A 15,927-nucleotide genomic window follows, 5' to 3' on the forward strand; every position below is an offset into this window, starting at 1 on the left:
ATTCGATCGCGATCGGGGTTCGCAAAGGGGTGTAGCGGGCTGTGCGCGAGTGATGAAGTCCGTCGCAAGGTCTGGTGTCGAAGCGCTTGATGACGTATTAGTCATGGCGGAAAACAAAAACGCGCTCTACGTGTGCGGCGCGGGCCGGAGCCGTACCGCGCGATGCGAACACCTCGCCGGGACACGGGAGTTCCGTCGGGGCCGGCCACCCCTTCAAGGCTTGGGTAACCACCGTGACAGCAGCACTTCCACCGGACGTGCCGCGCCCCCGGCGCGGCCGCCGCGGCCGAAGCACCACCGCGGCACTCACCGCCTGTTCCGCACTCGTCGCAGGCGCGGCGCTCACCGGCTGCGGCGCGGGGCGCGACCCCGGTGTGTTCACCGTTCTCAACTCCTCGACCGACGCCTCGTACCACGGCTGGGACGCCGCCACGCTGAAGCGTTGCAGCACAAAGCTGGGCCTCACCATCGAGCAGCAGAGCGTGCCCGCAGCGCAGGTCATGCAGAAGTCGCTGCGCATGGCGTCGTCGAAGTCGCTCCCGGACGTCATCCAGTTCGACGCCTCCGAGACGCCGACGTTCGCGGAGGCGGGCGGCCTCGTCGACCTGCGGTCCCTCGGTCTGTCCACGAAGGACATCCCGAAGGGCATCGTCGACTTCGGCTCGTACAAGGGGACGTACTACGGGGCCGCGCGCACGGTGAACACCCTCGCCCTCTTCTACAACAAGGACATCCTGAAGAAGGCCGGGCTCGAAGTGCCCACTACCTGGGACGAGATGAGGGAGACCTCGAAGAAGCTCACCCAGGGCAGCCAGTACGGGATCGCGCTGAGCGCGGGCGGGGCTGAGGACGGTGTCTTCCAGTTCGCACCGTTCATGTGGTCCAACGGCGGCGACGAGACGAACCTCGCCGGGCCGAAGGTCGCGGCCGCCCTCGACTACTGGAAGGGCCTCATCAAGGATGGCTCGCTGTCCAGGTCGACCGTCAACTGGACGCAGGCCGACGTCAACGACCAGTTCATGGCCGGCAACGCCGCGATGATGATCAACGGCCCTTGGCAGGTGGAGACGCTGAACACGAAGAAGAACCTGCACTGGGGCATCGCCCGGATCCCGGTCCCCAGCAGCGGCGAGAAGTCCGTGGGACCGCTCGGCGGCGCCGTCCTCACCGTCCCGAAGACCGGGGACACGGGCCGCCAGAAGACCGCGGCGAAGATCATCCGCTGTATGTCGTCCGAGCGCGAGCAGATCACCTACGCCCGCAACAGCTGGATGGTCCCCGCCAACGAGAAGGCCGCCGCGACCTGGCGCAAGGAAGTGCCCGAACTCGACGCGCTCGCCGACCAGGTGGCCACCGCCCGCTCCCGCACCGCGAAGGTCGGGGCGCGCTGGTCGTCCGTGTCGCTCGCCCTGCAGAGCGCCTTCCAGTCGGCGCTGACCGGGCAGTCCAGCGAGGCCGCGCTGAAGAAGGCGCAGACCCGCGCCACGAGCGGGAACTGAGGGGGACAACCGTCATGTCGACCACCACGGCCACCGCGCCCTCCGTTCAGCGCACGGCAGTTCAGAAGAAGACCGACCCGGCGCGCGCGAGGCGCCGCCGCAGGCTGAGCCAGTGGGGGTTCATCGCCCCCGCTGTGGTCTTTATGCTGCTGTTCTTCGGCTACCCGCTCGTCCGCAACGTCGTGATGAGCTTCCAGGACTTCTCGCCGTCCACGTTCTTCGACGGCAAGTCCCCCTTCAACGGCACCGACAACTGGAGCAAGGTCTTTCACGACGACCTCTTCGGCAAGGCGCTGTGGCACACCATCGTCTTCACGATCGGCTCGCTGATCGGCCAGTTCGGCATCGGCCTCGCACTCGCCGTCTTCTTCACCAAGCGGTTCCCGCTGAACGGCTTCCTGCGCTCGCTGATCCTGCTGCCCTGGCTCGTCCCGATGGTCGTCTCCGGCATCGTGTGGCGCCGGATCCTCGACCAGGACACCGGCGTCCTCAACTCCTTCGCCGAGACCATCGGCCTGGGTGGCGCCACGCCGTGGCTGACCAGCCCCGGCATGGCCCTGTTCTCCGTGGTCATGGTGAACATCTGGATCGGCATCCCGTTCAACATGGTGATCCTCTACGGCGGGCTCCAGGAGATCCCCAAGGAGCTGTACGAAGCCTCCTCCCTGGACGGCGCGTCCGCCTGGCGCACCTTCCGCTCGATCACGCTGCCGCTGCTCAAGCCCGTCATCACGGTCGTGCTCGTCCTCGGCTTCATGTCGACGGTCAAGATCCTCGACCTGATCCTCGCCCTCACCGACGGCGGCCCCGCCGACGCCACCCAGACGCTCGGCACGCTCACGTACCAGAACTCCTTCGTCCAGCTCGACTTCGGCGCGGGCGCCGTCGTCGGCAACGTCCTCATCCTCATCTCCGCCGTCTTCGCGGTGTTCTACCTGCGGGCCAACCGCTCCGAGGGGAAGTGACCGGCATGGCGAACGCCACCACCACGTCCGGGCGCCGCTGGGGTGCCACCGTCGCCGGGATCGTCATCCTCGGCGTGATGCTGTTCCCGCTGTACTGGATGATCAACACGGCGCTGCAGCCGGAGTCGGGACTGCTCGAGGTCTCGCCCGTACCGCACTCGCTCGACCTGTCCGGCTTCACATCGGCCATCACCGAGCAGGGCGGCCACCTGCTCACCTCGCTCGCCGTCGCGCTCGGCGCCGTCGTCATCTGCCTGGCGATCGCTGCGCCCGCCGCGTACGGGCTCGCCCAGTTCCGGCTGCGCGGCAGCCGCACCATCGTCTTCGGCACACTCATCACGCAGATGGTGCCGGGCATCGTCATCGCCAACGCCCTCTACAGCGCGTACGTCGATATGGGCCTGGTCAACTCCTACTTCGGCCTGATGCTCGCCGACGCCTCGCTCGGCATCCCCTTCGCCATCGTCCTCATGCGCTCCTTCATGGTGGCGATCCCGAAGGAGGTCATCGAGGCGGCCGAGGCCGACGGCGCGGGCAAGCTGCGCACCTTCGTCCAGGTCGTCCTGCCGATGAGCCGCAACTCCCTGATCACCGCGGGCCTCTTCTCCTTCCTGTACGCGTGGAGCGACTTCATGTTCGCGCTCACGCTGAACACCACCGACGACGTCAAGCCCGTCACGCTCGGCATCTACCAGTACATCGGCGCGCACGTCGGGGACTGGGGGTCCGTCATGGCCGCGTCCGTCCTGTCGGCGATCCCCGCCGCCGTGCTGCTCGTCCTCGCCCAGAAGTACATCGCCGCCGGGATCACCGGCGGATCCATCAAGTAGGTCTCCGCGAGTCGGTCTCCGCGAGTCGGTCTCCGTGAGTAAGTCAGTTCAAGTAAGTCACTTCAAGTAAGGCTGTTCATGAACGACCTGCCCGTGTTCCCGGAACGCTTCGTCTTCGGCGCGGCCACCGCCTCGTACCAGATCGAGGGAGCCGCGAAGGAGGACGGCCGCGGCCCCTCCATCTGGGACACCTACAGTCACACCCCCGGCCGCACGCACGAGGGCGACACCGGCGACGTGGCCTGCGACCACTACCACCGCTACCCCGAGGACGTGGCACTGCTGCGCGACCTCGGCGTCGACTCGTACCGCTTCTCGATCGCCTGGCCGCGCATCCAGCCGACGGGGGAGGGCCCCGCCAACCCGAAGGGCCTCGACTTCTACTCGCGGCTCGTCGACGAACTGCTGGAGGCGGGCATCGAGCCGGCCGCCACGCTCTACCACTGGGACCTTCCGCAGGCACTGGAGGACCGCGGAGGCTGGCGGGTCCGCGAGACCGCCGAGCGGTTCGGCGAATACGCGGCGATCGTCGCCGAGCACCTCGCCGACCGCGTCCCGCGCTGGATCACCCTCAACGAGCCCTGGTGCAGCGCCTTCCTCGGCTACTCGGTGGGCCGCCACGCGCCCGGAGCCCAGGAAGGCACCGGCGCCCTGGCAGCGGCACACCACCTGCTCGTCGGCCACGGCCTGGCGATGAAGGCGCTGCGGGCCGCGGGCGTGCGCGAGGCGGGCATCACCCTCAACCTCGACCGCAACGTCCCCGCCGCCGACACGGACGCCGACCGCGCGGCCGCCGTCCGCGCCGACACCCAGCACAACCTCGTCTGGACGGAGCCGATCCTCGCAGGCCGCTACCCGACGACGGAGGACGACACCTGGGGCGAGCTCGTCGCCCGCCAGGACTTCCGCCGCGCAGGCGACCTCGACCTCATCGGGCAGCCGCTCGACTTCCTCGGCGTCAACTACTACCGGCCGATCGTGGTCGCCGACGCCCCGCACCGGGAGCCGGACCCGGCGCGCCGCGTCGCCACCGACAACCGGTACGAGGAGCGCCCCTACCCCGACGTGCGGCGCACGGCGATGGGCTGGCCCGTCGTCCCCGAGTCCTTCACCGACCTGCTGACCACGCTGAAGGCCCGGTACGGCAGCGCCCTCCCGCCGATCCACATCACCGAGAACGGCACCGCCGAACACGACGAACCGGCCGCCGACGGCGCCGTGCACGACACCGACCGCGTCGCCTACCTGCACAGCCACCTCACGGCGCTGCGCGCGGCGATGGACGCGGGCGTCGACGTGCGCGGCTACTACGTGTGGTCGCTGCTCGACAACTTCGAGTGGGCCCTCGGGTACGCGAAGCGGTTCGGCATCGTCCGCGTCGACTACGACACCCAGGAGCGCACGCCGAAGGACAGCTACCACTGGTACCGGAAGCTGATCGCTGCGCACCGGGGCTGACACCCGCACCGGGCTTCAGGCGGTGATGTCCTCCAGGCTCCGGTCCCGCGTCGACGTACCGAACACGGCGACCGCCACCACCGCGATCACGATCACGGCGCACAGCAGCAGGAACACGCCGACGAACGTGAGCGAGGTGTAGGCGGCGCCGAGGACGATCGGGGCCAGGGCCGCGCCGATACGGCTGAAGACGGCGGACGCGCCGACGCCCGTGCCGCGGATCCACGTCGGGTAGACCTCGGGCGTGTACGTGTACAGGGGCGCGTAGGCGCCGTTGAGGAAGAACGCGAGCGCCACGCTGCACACGATCACGACCGCGTCGCTGTGGGTCGTCGCCGCACCGAGCGCGGCCAGGGCGCCCGCCAGCAGGAAGATGACGATGCTCCACTTGCGGTCGAGGCGCTCGGACAGCACGGCGGCCGGGTAGTAGCCGGCGACCTGGGCGACCTCGATGAGGATGGAGTAGCCGAAGCTCTCGCTGATGGAGAAGCCCCGGTCGACCAGGAGCGTCGGCAGGAAGACCAGGAAGCCGTAGTAGACGAAGCTGAAGCAGAACCAGAGCACCCAGACGAGTCCGGTCTGGCGCAACAGCGGAGGACGCCACAGGGCCAGGAAGCGGGCGAGGCCCGTCGGTTGGTCGGTCGGCGGGGCCGAAGTCGCCGCGTGCCCTGTGGGCGCCGGCTCGGGCAGCGGCGCCCCGGTCGCCTTGCGGACCTTGTCCTCCAGGCGCTCCACCTCCACCATCGCCTCGTCCACCCGCCCGCGCGAGACCAGATAGCGCGGTGACTCGGGCAGACTGCGCCGCCAGAACACGGCCAGGATGATCGGGAGGCCGACGACGATCTGAGCGATGCGCCAGCCGCCGTCGAAGGCCTGGATGATGAAGTAGCCGATCAGCGCGGCCAGTACATAGCCGAACGCGAAGAACCCGGCGAGCGAGCCGACGAAGTGACCGCGCCGGGACGGCGGCGAGAACTCCGCCAGGTACGGCATCACGATGTTGGCGTTGATGCCGATGGCGACGCCGCCGACGATGCGGGTGGCGACCAGCACGAAGGCGTCGGGGGAGAACGCACCGAGGATCATCGCCGCGCTGTAGACGGTCATCGACCAGACGAGGAGATTGCGCCGGCCGGTGCGGTCGCCGATGAAGCCGACGAGCAGCGCGCCGAGCACGGCGCCGATGAGGGAGGAGCTGCCGAGCAGCCCCTGTTCCAGGCCGGAGAGCGCGAAGACACCGGCCACGATGGGCAGCAGGAACGAGACGATCCCGTTGTCCATGCCGTCGAAGGTGGTGCTCAGGCCGCCCTTGAGGAGGATGCCGCGCTGGACGCGGGTGAACGGCAGCCGGTCGAGCCGGGCCGCCACCTCGCGGGCGGCGCCGGTCAGTTGGTGGGGTGGGGTGGAGGTCTGTGGGGTCACGATGACCGCCCTTCGGGGCCACGCCGGGGGTGACGTGGTGGGGTCGGGGAGAGGGGGCTCCTTGAGGTGGTGCGGGGACGCCGGGGCATGGCGGACCACGCCCCGGCGGGTGGGGCGGTGAGTACTACAGGGGGAGGGGTCAGGCCGGCTTGAGGACCTGCCGGTAGAAGCGCAGCCAGTTGCCGCCCATGATCTTGGCGACCTCGTCCTCGTCGAACCCGGCGTGCTCCGACAGGCATTGGGCCAGCGCCGGGAAGTCGGCGGTGGACTCCATCCACGTGATCGGCGGAGCCTTGGTCTGGGTGCCGGAGAGGGAGGCGCCGCGCTGCTCGGTGCGGGTCCAGCGGCCCTTGCGCATCCACTGGAGTTCCGGTTCGCCGCTCTTGCGGCTCAGGTCGGTGCCGATACCGACGTGGTCGATGCCGATCAGGTCGACGGTGCGGCGCACCATGTCGCACCACTCCTCGCGGCTGCCCGCCCACGGCCCGCTGATGTTGCGGTACGTGGCGAGGCCGAGCATGCCGCCGCCGGCCGCGAGCGCCTTGAGCAGCTCGTCGCCCTTGTTGCGCGGGTGGTCGTAGAGGGAGCGAGGGTTGGCGTGCGTGACGGCGACCGGCCGCTCTGAGACCCTGATGGCGTCGAGCCCGGTGCGCTCGCCGACGTGGGAGAGGTCCACGACCATGCCCAGCCGGTTCATCTCCTGGACGACCTCGCGCCCGAACCGGGACAGGCCGCTGTCCTCGGGCTCGTAGCAGGAACCGCCGATGGCGTTCTGGTTGTTGTACGTGAGCTGCATGACCCGCAGGCCCATGTCGTGGAACAGTTCCAGGAAGCGGATGCGGTCCTCGATCGGCGAGGAGTTCTGGGTGCCGAGGAGGATGGCGGTACGGCCGTCGCGGTGGGCCTGCTCGATGTCGTCGGCGGTGCGGGCGATGCGGATCAGGTCGGTGTTCTCGCGCTCCAGGTCGCGCCAGCGGCCGATCTCGTCCATCGTTTCCGTGGCGTTCTCCCAGAACGCCAACGTGGGTGTCACGCAGGCGAGTTGACCCGCGCGGAGCTCCTGGAAGACCTCGCGGTCGTAGAGGCTGCATTCGAGGCCGTCGATGTAGAGCACGCCGTCACCTTCCGTCGCTGAGTATGGGGTCCTGCGCCTGGGTTTGTGCCTGGCCCGCCGGCTTGGCGGCCCAGTCCTCGCCGACCTCGCCGACGATCCGGCCGCTCTCGTCGAACACCGAACGTCCGGTGTGCTGCCGCGACAGGTCCGAGTCCGGGGTCAGGGCCTCGTTGCCGAGGTGGAACAGGCTCCACCACAGGTCGGCGGACACGTCGAGGCCGTGGCGCAGCACGTGGTCCAAGGGGAACTCCGGGGCGGGCGCCGGGTCCTGGATCGGGGCGCAGTCCAGCACCAGGCCGCCACCGCTGACCGCGAGTGCCACACCGAACTCGGCCGCCTGCACAGGCAGTACGTCGAGCAGCTCCGGTCGCGCGACATCCGTCACGGTGACGCGTGCCTTCACATGGCGGTGGGTCAGCGCCACGGCCAGGTCGAGGAGGTCGGGCGCGGCGACCAGCGCGTGGCGGCCGCGGGCGTCGACGACGGTGTCGGGGCCGTCCGTGCGCCGGTGGCTCCGCAGCGCGGCGGTCGCACGGAGGGCGTCCGCGTCGTCGTACAGCCGGCGCAGCGCGTCGAGGCCGAGGGCCTGCGCGACGACGGTCGTGTCGCGGGCGGCGGGCACCGCGCCGCGCGGCACACCGAGTGTGCGCAGCGCGCGGCCGGTCACCAGACGGCACTCGCGCAGCGAGACATTGACCGACGAAGTGGGCTTACGGGTAAGGGGAGTTGAGGTCACGATCAGTCACGCTCCTCGGGGCGGCGGGGGTAGATCCAGTCGAAGGCGCGCCCCTCGGCCAGATCCACGCGGGTCGGCGCACCGTGGAAGAGAAGGCCGAGCACGCTGCGGCCGAAGGCGTCCACGGTCTTGTCCAGGCCGTGGAACGCGGCGTTCATCAACCGCACGACGTGCACCGGGACGAAGTCCTTCGCCAGCATGTTCATGTGCGGCGAGTGGTGATGACGGCCCGCAAGTCCCTGTGCCCGGGTCACCGTCCAGCGCTCCTCGGGATGTTCGGCGAGGAATTCGCCGACGAGCGTGTCACCGGGCACCGCGTCGAGGGCGGCGGCGAGCCGCTGGATGTCACCGGGCAGATCCAGCGCCCACTCGAAGCCGCCGGGCACCTCCTCGACCGGGCCGCGGCGCGGCTCCTCGGCGTCCCGCGACTTGTACCAGCGGAAGTGCCGCTGGTCCGGGTCGTCCAGGTCGTGGGCGAGGGCCCAGGCGTACTCGCGGGTGAGCAGGTCCCGCAGTTCCGTGACGGTCTCCTGCGGACGGTGGCGCAGCGTCTCGTCCGCGGGCTGATGGCGCAGCAGGGCGTCGGTGTGCTCCGGGCGCAGTTCGAGCAGGACGGCGTCGAACACCTCCACGGCCTCCTGGCACACCAGGTCGTCCGGAAGCCCGCCGAGCAGATCACCGAAGACGGCGTCGGGCCCTGCGCCCGCCAGCCGCTCGACGAGGACGCGCAGCCCGTCCGCCACCACGGACGAGGCCGTGAAGTCGTGGTACGTGAGCGGGTCCTGGTCGTGGAAGTCGACCGCGCGCGCCAGGAGTTCGGCGGCCCGGTCCGCCTCCGCCGAACCCGGCACCACCGGGATCCGGCGGGCCTCGGCGACCGCCGTGCGGCGCAGGGTGAGCCAGCGGTCGAGCAGCACCGGATGGTTGTTGGCGAAGAAGACGAGGCCGAGCGCGGAGCCGTTGCCCAGACCCAGGAAGCGGCGCAGTTCCGGGTCGAGTCGCGCGGCGCGCGGGTTGCGGCAGCGGGCCAGGTGCTCGACGAGGTCCACGGAGAACTCGCGCATCAGATACGCGGCGAGCATCTGCGCGTGGTACGGCAGACGCAGCGGATGGTCGGCCTCCAGGGCCCCGTAGGAGCGGGTGCCGAAGGTGCCGTTGCCGTCCAGGCCGGTGTTGCGCATCAGATAGCCGACCGGCCACAGCTCCGCGACGCGCGGCTGGCGGCCGGCCGCGAGGTGCTCGATGACATGGTCGAACAGGCGCAGGCTGCGGTTGGAGCGGCACCACACGAGACTGCCGGGCGTGGCCCGCCCCGCGTACAGCTTCGGCATCTCCTCGCGGGTGGCCCGCAGGTCCTCGTCGGTGGTCTCGCCCTCGACGAGCGCGCCCATCATGTCCCAGTCGGTGCCGATGATGCGTCCTGTACGCCCCTCGAGCTTGGGCTCGAAGGAGAACACCATGAAGTCGAAGACGGCACCGGGAGTGCGCACCCGGTACACCGCCTCGCCCCTGGCGCGCTCGTCGATGTCGAAGCGGACGAGGTCGACCGTCCACCGCTCCCGCGTCATCAGGTGCATGAGCGAGCGGCTGGCGCTGAGTCTGCTCGGGGCGAGGGTGGCGAGCCGTTCGGGGCGCATGAAGGCCGCGGCGGGTTCGGGGTGGTCCTCGGGGGGCCGGAGTTCGCTCCGGGTGGTCATGTGACTCCCTTCGGAGGGGATGACCGCGCGATGCGCGGTGGCTGGGTCAGGCCGTCCAGGACGTGTGGCCGTCGCCGAGGCCGGCGGTGAGCCGGGCGAGGTCGGTGGCGCCGTCCGTGAGCACGTCCTTGGCGGACAGCGGGTCGAAGCGGGTCGCGGGGCCGACCGCGCAGAGTGTCACGGTCGGCCGGCCGGTGCGGCCGACGAGCGGGAAGGCGATGGCGGCGAGGCCCTCGTCGGCGTACTCGGGGATCAGGGCGTAGCCCGCCTCCCGGATCTCGACGAGTTCCTCGTCGTCCGGGAGTGGGACGCCGCGTTCGCGCAGCGCCGCCAGGGTGGCGTCGTCGGCGTGGGCGATCAGCACCCGCCCCGTCGCGCCGCCCCGCAGCGACATCCGGCGGCCCAGCGCGAGCGTCACATGAGCGGCGGTGCCGGGCTCGGCGCGCTTGACCACGCGGGTCGCGTCGTCGTCGAGGACCGCGAGACACACCGACTGGCCGATGCGCTCGGCGAGGTCGGCGAGGACCCGGGAGACCCGCTCACCGAACCCGGCGTGCTGCAGCGCCGCGTTCCCCAAGTGGGCTGCCTTCACGGTGAGTTGGTAGGCGCCGTCGGGGAGCTGCTCCATCCAGCCGGCGGCCACGAGCGTGACCAGCTGGCGGTGCACCTCGGAGCGCGTGGCACCGACGGCTCGGGCCAGCTCCGCCACCCGCACGGGGTCGGTGGTCTCGCCCACCACGTCGAGGAGACGCAGCAGTTTGAGGGCGGAACTCATGGGCTTGGTCGTGTTGTTGGCTTCATTGGTCGTCATAAAATGTAGGACACCATCCCGTATTTCGTGACGCCAATTATGAAGACCACGGCCAGAGTCGAGTCAAGAGGCTGGCAATGGCCAAATGTTCAGGGATGGTTGGTGCGTCGTCCCACGTCAACGCATGTGTGACAAGAACGCCTTCATGAACGCGTCGGTCGACTGGCTCACGCCGCTGCACGTCGCCGCCGCGGGGCCGCCAGGGCCGTCGGGGCACGCCCGGTCGCGGGTCGCCGACCACAGGGAGACCCAGGCCATGCCCTTGGACTTGGCGAACGCGCCGAGTTCGGCGGCGTCGGAGAGCGTGAAGACCTCTTCGTCGATGTCGTTGACACCGATCATCGGGGTGAGGGCGACACGATTCCACACCGCGCGGTCCGAGCCGCCGACGATGTCCTTGAGCTGTGCGTGCGTGGCCTCGGCGGCATCGATGGCGTACTTGCCCATCCGGCCGCGCGGGTGCGGCGCGGGGGAGGAGCCGAAGTTCATGGCCATGGCATTGACGGAGCCGATGTCGACACCGTGCCCTTTGGCGTTGCGCAGCAGCGAGAGCCCGTCCGCGGTGATGCCACGCGGCAGCGCGGGCAGCGTGAACGACACGTCCAGGCCCGGGTGTTGGCGTTGCAGCGCGGCGACCACCCGATTGCGCCGGTCCACGCTCGCGCGGTCGGTCAACGCGTCGCCCTCGATGTCGAAGTCGACCTTGGTGAGTTTGTAGTGGTCGATCACGTCCTCGTACGCGGAGGTGAGCCGTGACACCGACGTACAGGTGCGGGCGAGTTCGTTGCCGCTCTGCCCACCGAAGGAGACACGTACGTCGCCGCCCGCGGAGCGCAGTGCGCCGATCTTGGCGGCGACCGGGTTGCCGTCGAGCGTCGACCTGCCCCACTGCGGGGTGCAGTCACCCTTGGGCTTCACAAAGGCCAAGGTGTAGGTCTTCACGCCCGTGCCGCGGGCGGCCCGGGTCAGGTCGAAGGTGGGGGAGAGGGAGGTGTCGACGTACGGGGCGAACGAGACGGGCTCGGGAGGGGCGCTGGAGTGTGTCGGCTTCGGCTTCGGCTTTGGGGTGTGCTTCTTCGGCGGGGAGTGGGAGGGCTTCGGTGACGGCGAGGTGCTCTTGCCGGGGCTCGGGGTCGGCGTCGAGCCGCCCGTGGCCAGCAGGACCCCGCCCACCGTGGCCGCGACCAGCACGGCGCCGCCGGCCACGAACGCACCGGTGCGGCGTCCGGCCCGGGCGGCCCGCGTGCGCTCCGTGCCGGCGGATGCGCGCGCGGACAGCCATGCGGCGGGCGAGGTGCGCGGCTTGCGCCGCTTTCCGGCGGGGCCTCGGGACGGGGGCGCCATGCGGGTCCTTCACGATCGGGTGCGGGGCACGGCGGCACATCGTAGGCGCTGTGTTCGACTTGTGCCTGCCCAGTGCGTGCCGGGCACAACTCGCCGCGTCCTAGTGTGAGTTACCCGACTCGGTATGCGCGACGTGTCGGGTCACTTGGTGCGAATCGGCCCGTCTGTGTGCGGCACCGGCATGTCGGACGTTTCGATGCGTCAAGCGGTGGGGCGCCGTTCCTGTATCGGGCGGCAATATCCGTACAGCCTCACGGAAATGAGGAGGTTGGCGACGGTGGTCGATGCGCCGCCGATTCCGCCGCACTCCGCGAGCGAGGGATGTGTCACACGGGTAGAGGAGCCCTGTGTGTCAGCTCACAATAATGCGTTATTATTTCCCGGCTACTTGGGGGCGCGTAGGCGTTCGCCAACGCCGGGGAGGGCTTGTGGTCGACCGTGAGGACGTATTGCGGGCGGCGGCCCGCGTGCTGGCCGAGCGCGGCCTGGACGCCGCCCGGCTGCGGGATGTCGCCCGCGCCGCCGGAGTGTCCATCGGCGCGCTGCAGCACCACTTCGAGACACGTGACGAGCTGTTCCGTGAGGCCTTCGAGTGGTCCATCGAGCAGCTGATCGCCCGCTGGCGGGCCTCGGCGGCGGACGAACCGGATCCATGGCGCCGCTTCGAGCTGCTCGTCCAAGCCCTCACCGGAGACCCAGAGTTGGAGCGCCGGTGCGCGACATGGACGGAGTTCTGTGCGAGCGCCGCCCGCCACCCCGGGCTGCGCGACGGCGTGCGGTCCGTGCACGAGGAGTGGCTCACGCTGCTCACCGGCATCGTCGAAGACGGCGTCATCCAAGGGGACTTCGTACCCGTGCTCCCCGTGGACACGGCGATCGCCTCCGTCGCGGCGCTGGTCGACGGCTGCGACATGGCAGTGGCGGCAGGGGGTGGCATGACACCGGAACGGTATGCGGATCTGCTGCTCGGCACGGCCCGCGCGATGTTCGGCGTCCGGGCGCGATGAGTGTGTGAACAGGCCAGAAGTGCACGGTAGTTGAAGCGCGCCACGGCGCGCCGGGAGGGAGAAGCCGCATGGAGCCGCAGTCGCCATCGCAGTCGCAGTTCCCACATCTGTTCAGCCCGCTGCGGATCGGAGGCGTGCGGGTGAAGAACCGTGTCGTGTCGTCCGGGCACGACACCGTCCTGGTGCGCGACGGCAAGGTCACCGACGAGCTCGTCGCCTACCACGCGGCGCGCGCCGAGGGTGGCGTCGGCCTGATCGTCGTCCAGGTCGGCGGCGTGCACGAGAGCGCGCACTACACCTCGCACGTCCTCATGGCCGACGACGATTCGTGCGTCGAGGGCTACGCCCGCCTCGCCGAGGCCGCGCACCGGCACGGCGCCGCCGTCTTCGGCCAGATCTTCCACCCGGGCCGCGAGATCCTGGAGTCCCCCGACGGCAGCGCCCCCGTCGCCTGGGCGCCCTCGGCCGTCCCCAGCGAACGCTTCCACGTGATGCCCCGCGCGATGACCGGCGAGGAGATCACCAAGGTGATCGAGGGCTACGGAGAGGCGGCACGGAGGCTGCGCGCCGCGGGCCTCGACGGCGTCGAAGTCGTCGCGAGCCACGGCTACTTGCCCGCCCAGTTCCTCAACCCGCAGGTCAACCACCGCACCGACGGCTACGGCGGCAGCGCGGACGCCCGGCTGCGCTTTCTGCGCGAATCCCTCGCGGCCGCACGCCGACACGCCGCCGACGACTTCGTCATCGGCCTGCGCATCTCCGGCGACGAACTCGCCCACGACGGACTCACCCCGGACCTTGTGTGCGACGTCGCCGCCCGGCTCGACGCGGAAGGTCTCGTCGACTACGTGTCCGTGTGCGCAGGGAGCTCGGCCACCCTGTCGGCGGCCCAGCACATCGCACCGCCGATGGCCCACCCGGCCGGCTACACCGCGCCGATGGCCGCCCGCGTACGAGACGTGGTGAACGTGCCGGTCATGGTCGCCGGCCGCATCAACCAACCCCAAGAAGCGGACACCATCATCGCCAAGGGTCAGGCCGACGCCTGTGCCATGACCCGCGCCCTGATCTGCGACCCCCGCATGCCGGGCAAGGCCGAGCGCGGTGACACCGAAGCGATCCGCGCCTGCATCGGCTGCAACCAGGCCTGCATCGGCCACTTCCAGTCGGGCCACCCCATCTCCTGCATCCAACACCCGGAGACCGGACGCGAGTTGCGCTTCGGCACCCTGCCGCTGATCACACGACGCAAGCGCGTCGTGGTCGTCGGAGGCGGCCCGGCAGGACTGAAGGCGGCGGCGGTCGCGGCGGGCCGCGGACACGACGTGACCCTGTACGAGGCCGGACGACGCCCCGGCGGCCAGGTCCTGCTCGCCCAAGAGCTGCCCGGTCGGGCCGAGTTCGGGGGAGCGGCCACCAACCTGGAAGGCGAGGCACGGCGCGCCGGGGCCCGCATCGTCACCGACACCCGCGTCGACCACGCCCTGCTCGCCGACGCCGCGCCGGACGCGGTGATCCTGGCCACCGGCGCGCAGCCGCTGCGCCCCGAACTGGAGCGCCTGGACGACCCGGTCGTCCTCGACGCCTGGCAGGTCATCCAGGGCGCCCGCACGCCGCGCGGCCGCGTCCTCGTCGCGGACTGGCGCGGCGACTGGGTCGGCCTGGGCGTCGCACTCCTCCTCGCCCAGCAGGGCCGCCGCGTGACCCTGGGCGTCACGGGCTTCGCCGCGGGCGAGCACCTGCAGCAGTACGTGCGCGCGGCCATGCTGACGGCTGCGGTGCGCGCGAAGATCGAGGTACTCCCCAACGTCCGCCTCTACGGCGCCGACAACGACACGGCCTACCTCCAGCACACACTGACGGAGGAGCCCGTGATCCTCGACGACATCGCGGCCGTCGTCCTGGCCCAGGGCCACACACCCGTCACGGACCTCACGGACCACCCCGGCGCCGTATCGATCGGCGACTGCGTGAGCCCCCGGTCGGTGGAGGAGGCGGTCCTCGAGGGGCTGCGCGCGGGGGCCGCGGTGTGAAGGGGCGGCGCCCTGGTAGGACGTCGGCCGCCGGGTGACAGAGACGGCCCCGCCATCCGGCCCACCGCTACCGTCCCCGCCCCTCCGACGTCCCCGCCCGGTACACACTCGGCGGCACCCCGAAGCGTTCCCGGAAGGCGCGGCTGAAGTGGAAGGGGCTCGCGAAGCCCGAGGACCGTGCGACCTGGCCGATGTCCAGATCGGTGGCGTCCAGGAGCTGCTGCGCATGACCGAGGCGCGCGGCGCGCACGGCCTGCATCGGCGTACGGCCGGTCTGCTCGGCGTAGAGATGCGCGAACCGTGAGGGGGACAGGGCGACTTGGCGCGCCAGGGAGCGGACCGTGTGCGGGCCGCCCGGGTCCGCGGCGATGATCGCGTCGGCCTGCCCCATGCGCGGATCGTACGAGGCTGAGGCGGCCCGGCCCACGGCGGCGGTGGATGCGGTGGCCAGGAGCAGCACCTCCTCGATCGCGCCGAGCGCCAGTTCCCGGCCGGGCCCGGCGGAGGCGATCGCGATGCCCGCCGGGTCCTGGGCGGGCGGCGCCTCCCCGTCGGACCAGCGCGCGTCGGCGTGCAGCCGCCGGAAGGCCGCGTCGACCCGGCCGCGCGCCGCCTCGGGCACGCCCGCGACGCAGTACACCCCACCGTCCCGGCCGTGGTCGCGCAGCCAGGCCGGCCAGGCCGCGCGCGGCTGGAAGTGCACCCACCAGCCACCCCAGGAACGTACGGAAGGGTCGGTGCGGTAGGCATGTCGACGGTGGGCGGGCAGCACGGCGAGGTCACCGGGCCGCTGTGCGACCCAGGGGCCGCTTCCCCGTACCTGGCCACGCCCCTCGGCGGTCCACATGAGCAGCCAGTTGGCGGCGCCCGCGGCGCGGGTCACCCGGTAGTCGGCGGGCTGTGAGAACGGCGAGGCGACGAGCAGCTGCGCCGGAGGCGAAGGAGTATCGGCAGCAGTTTCAGGCAGGTGCGCGCTGGTGCCTGTCATTCGGTGTCCGCCGCCCCGGCCGT

At 70.8% G+C, this 15,927-nt stretch carries 13 protein-coding genes; 6 read left to right on the top strand and 7 right to left on the bottom strand.

Features of this window, described 5'->3' with window-relative positions:
* Positions 1–257: 257 nt before the first annotated feature.
* From OG746_RS26165 to OG746_RS26180, 4 genes are all read left to right on the top strand, one after another.
* Positions 258–1,499, top strand: coding sequence for an ABC transporter substrate-binding protein (locus OG746_RS26165; RefSeq protein WP_266719206.1), 1,242 nt, complete (start codon positions 258–260; stop codon positions 1,497–1,499).
* Positions 1,500–1,513: 14 nt separating this feature from the next.
* A complete protein-coding gene (locus OG746_RS26170) occupies positions 1,514–2,464 on the top strand; it encodes a carbohydrate ABC transporter permease (RefSeq protein ID WP_266718447.1) in 951 nt (316 codons plus the stop codon).
* Positions 2,465–2,469: 5 nt separating this feature from the next.
* Positions 2,470–3,294, top strand: a complete 825-nt coding sequence (locus OG746_RS26175; RefSeq protein WP_266718449.1) for a carbohydrate ABC transporter permease — start codon at positions 2,470–2,472, stop codon at positions 3,292–3,294.
* Between the two features lie 78 nt (positions 3,295–3,372).
* Entirely contained in the window at positions 3,373–4,752 is a 1,380-nt protein-coding gene (locus tag OG746_RS26180; protein ID WP_266718451.1) for a GH1 family beta-glucosidase, read from the top strand.
* 15 nt (positions 4,753–4,767) lie between these two features.
* Here OG746_RS26180 and OG746_RS26185 read toward each other — a convergent pair whose 3' ends face one another.
* From OG746_RS26185 to OG746_RS26210, 6 genes are all read right to left on the bottom strand, one after another.
* Positions 4,768–6,174: an MFS transporter gene (locus tag OG746_RS26185; RefSeq protein ID WP_266718452.1), complete on the bottom strand. Its 1,407-nt coding sequence runs from the start codon at positions 6,172–6,174 to the stop codon at positions 4,768–4,770.
* Positions 6,175–6,313: 139 nt separating this feature from the next.
* Positions 6,314–7,288, bottom strand: coding sequence for a dipeptidase (locus OG746_RS26190; protein WP_266718454.1), 975 nt, complete (start codon positions 7,286–7,288; stop codon positions 6,314–6,316).
* A gap of 4 nt (positions 7,289–7,292) precedes the next feature.
* Complete coding sequence (locus OG746_RS26195; protein ID WP_266718456.1) at positions 7,293–8,024, bottom strand: hypothetical protein; 732 nt, start codon at positions 8,022–8,024, stop codon at positions 7,293–7,295.
* Positions 8,025–8,026: 2 nt separating this feature from the next.
* The gene (locus OG746_RS26200) at positions 8,027–9,721 is read right to left on the bottom strand and encodes a hypothetical protein (protein WP_266718458.1); all 1,695 of its coding nucleotides are present in this window, start codon (positions 9,719–9,721) and stop codon (positions 8,027–8,029) included.
* 46 nt (positions 9,722–9,767) lie between these two features.
* Positions 9,768–10,532, bottom strand: coding sequence for an IclR family transcriptional regulator (locus OG746_RS26205; protein ID WP_266718460.1), 765 nt, complete (start codon positions 10,530–10,532; stop codon positions 9,768–9,770).
* Positions 10,533–10,649: 117 nt separating this feature from the next.
* The gene (locus tag OG746_RS26210; RefSeq protein ID WP_266718462.1) at positions 10,650–11,876 is read right to left on the bottom strand and encodes a chitinase; all 1,227 of its coding nucleotides are present in this window, start codon (positions 11,874–11,876) and stop codon (positions 10,650–10,652) included.
* Between the two features lie 428 nt (positions 11,877–12,304).
* Here OG746_RS26210 and OG746_RS26215 point away from each other — a divergent pair, with 428 nt between their 5' ends.
* Positions 12,305–12,883 carry a TetR/AcrR family transcriptional regulator gene (locus tag OG746_RS26215; protein ID WP_266718464.1) on the top strand — a complete coding sequence of 193 codons (579 nt, stop codon included), beginning with the start codon at positions 12,305–12,307 and terminating at the stop codon, positions 12,881–12,883.
* A gap of 68 nt (positions 12,884–12,951) precedes the next feature.
* A complete protein-coding gene (locus OG746_RS26220; RefSeq protein WP_266718466.1) occupies positions 12,952–14,916 on the top strand; it encodes an oxidoreductase in 1,965 nt (654 codons plus the stop codon).
* Positions 14,917–14,983: 67 nt separating this feature from the next.
* On the opposite strand, the gene OG746_RS26225 is transcribed toward OG746_RS26220, so the two are convergent.
* A complete protein-coding gene (locus OG746_RS26225) occupies positions 14,984–15,904 on the bottom strand; it encodes a helix-turn-helix domain-containing protein (RefSeq protein WP_266718468.1) in 921 nt (306 codons plus the stop codon).
* Between the last annotated feature and the right edge of the window lie 23 nt (positions 15,905–15,927).

Origin of the sequence: Streptomyces sp. NBC_01016 (assembly GCF_026341035.1) — a bacterium.
Classification (GTDB): Bacteria; Actinomycetota; Actinomycetes; order Streptomycetales; family Streptomycetaceae; genus Streptomyces.

Bases quoted from the DNA above. Each gene is read 5' to 3' on its own strand.
- OG746_RS26170 (WP_266718447.1), top strand. From the start codon at position 1,514: ATGTCGACCACCACGGCCACCGCGCCCTCCGTTCAGCGCACGGCAGTT.
- OG746_RS26175 (WP_266718449.1), top strand. From the start codon at position 2,470: ATGGCGAACGCCACCACCACGTCCGGGCGCCGCTGGGGTGCCACCGTC.
- OG746_RS26180 (WP_266718451.1), top strand. From the start codon at position 3,373: ATGAACGACCTGCCCGTGTTCCCGGAACGCTTCGTCTTCGGCGCGGCC.
- OG746_RS26200 (WP_266718458.1), bottom strand. From the start codon at position 9,721: ATGACCACCCGGAGCGAACTCCGGCCCCCCGAGGACCACCCCGAACCC.
- OG746_RS26205 (WP_266718460.1), bottom strand. From the start codon at position 10,532: ATGACGACCAATGAAGCCAACAACACGACCAAGCCCATGAGTTCCGCC.
- OG746_RS26210 (WP_266718462.1), bottom strand. From the start codon at position 11,876: ATGGCGCCCCCGTCCCGAGGCCCCGCCGGAAAGCGGCGCAAGCCGCGC.
- OG746_RS26220 (WP_266718466.1), top strand. From the start codon at position 12,952: ATGGAGCCGCAGTCGCCATCGCAGTCGCAGTTCCCACATCTGTTCAGC.
- OG746_RS26225 (WP_266718468.1), bottom strand. From the start codon at position 15,904: ATGACAGGCACCAGCGCGCACCTGCCTGAAACTGCTGCCGATACTCCT.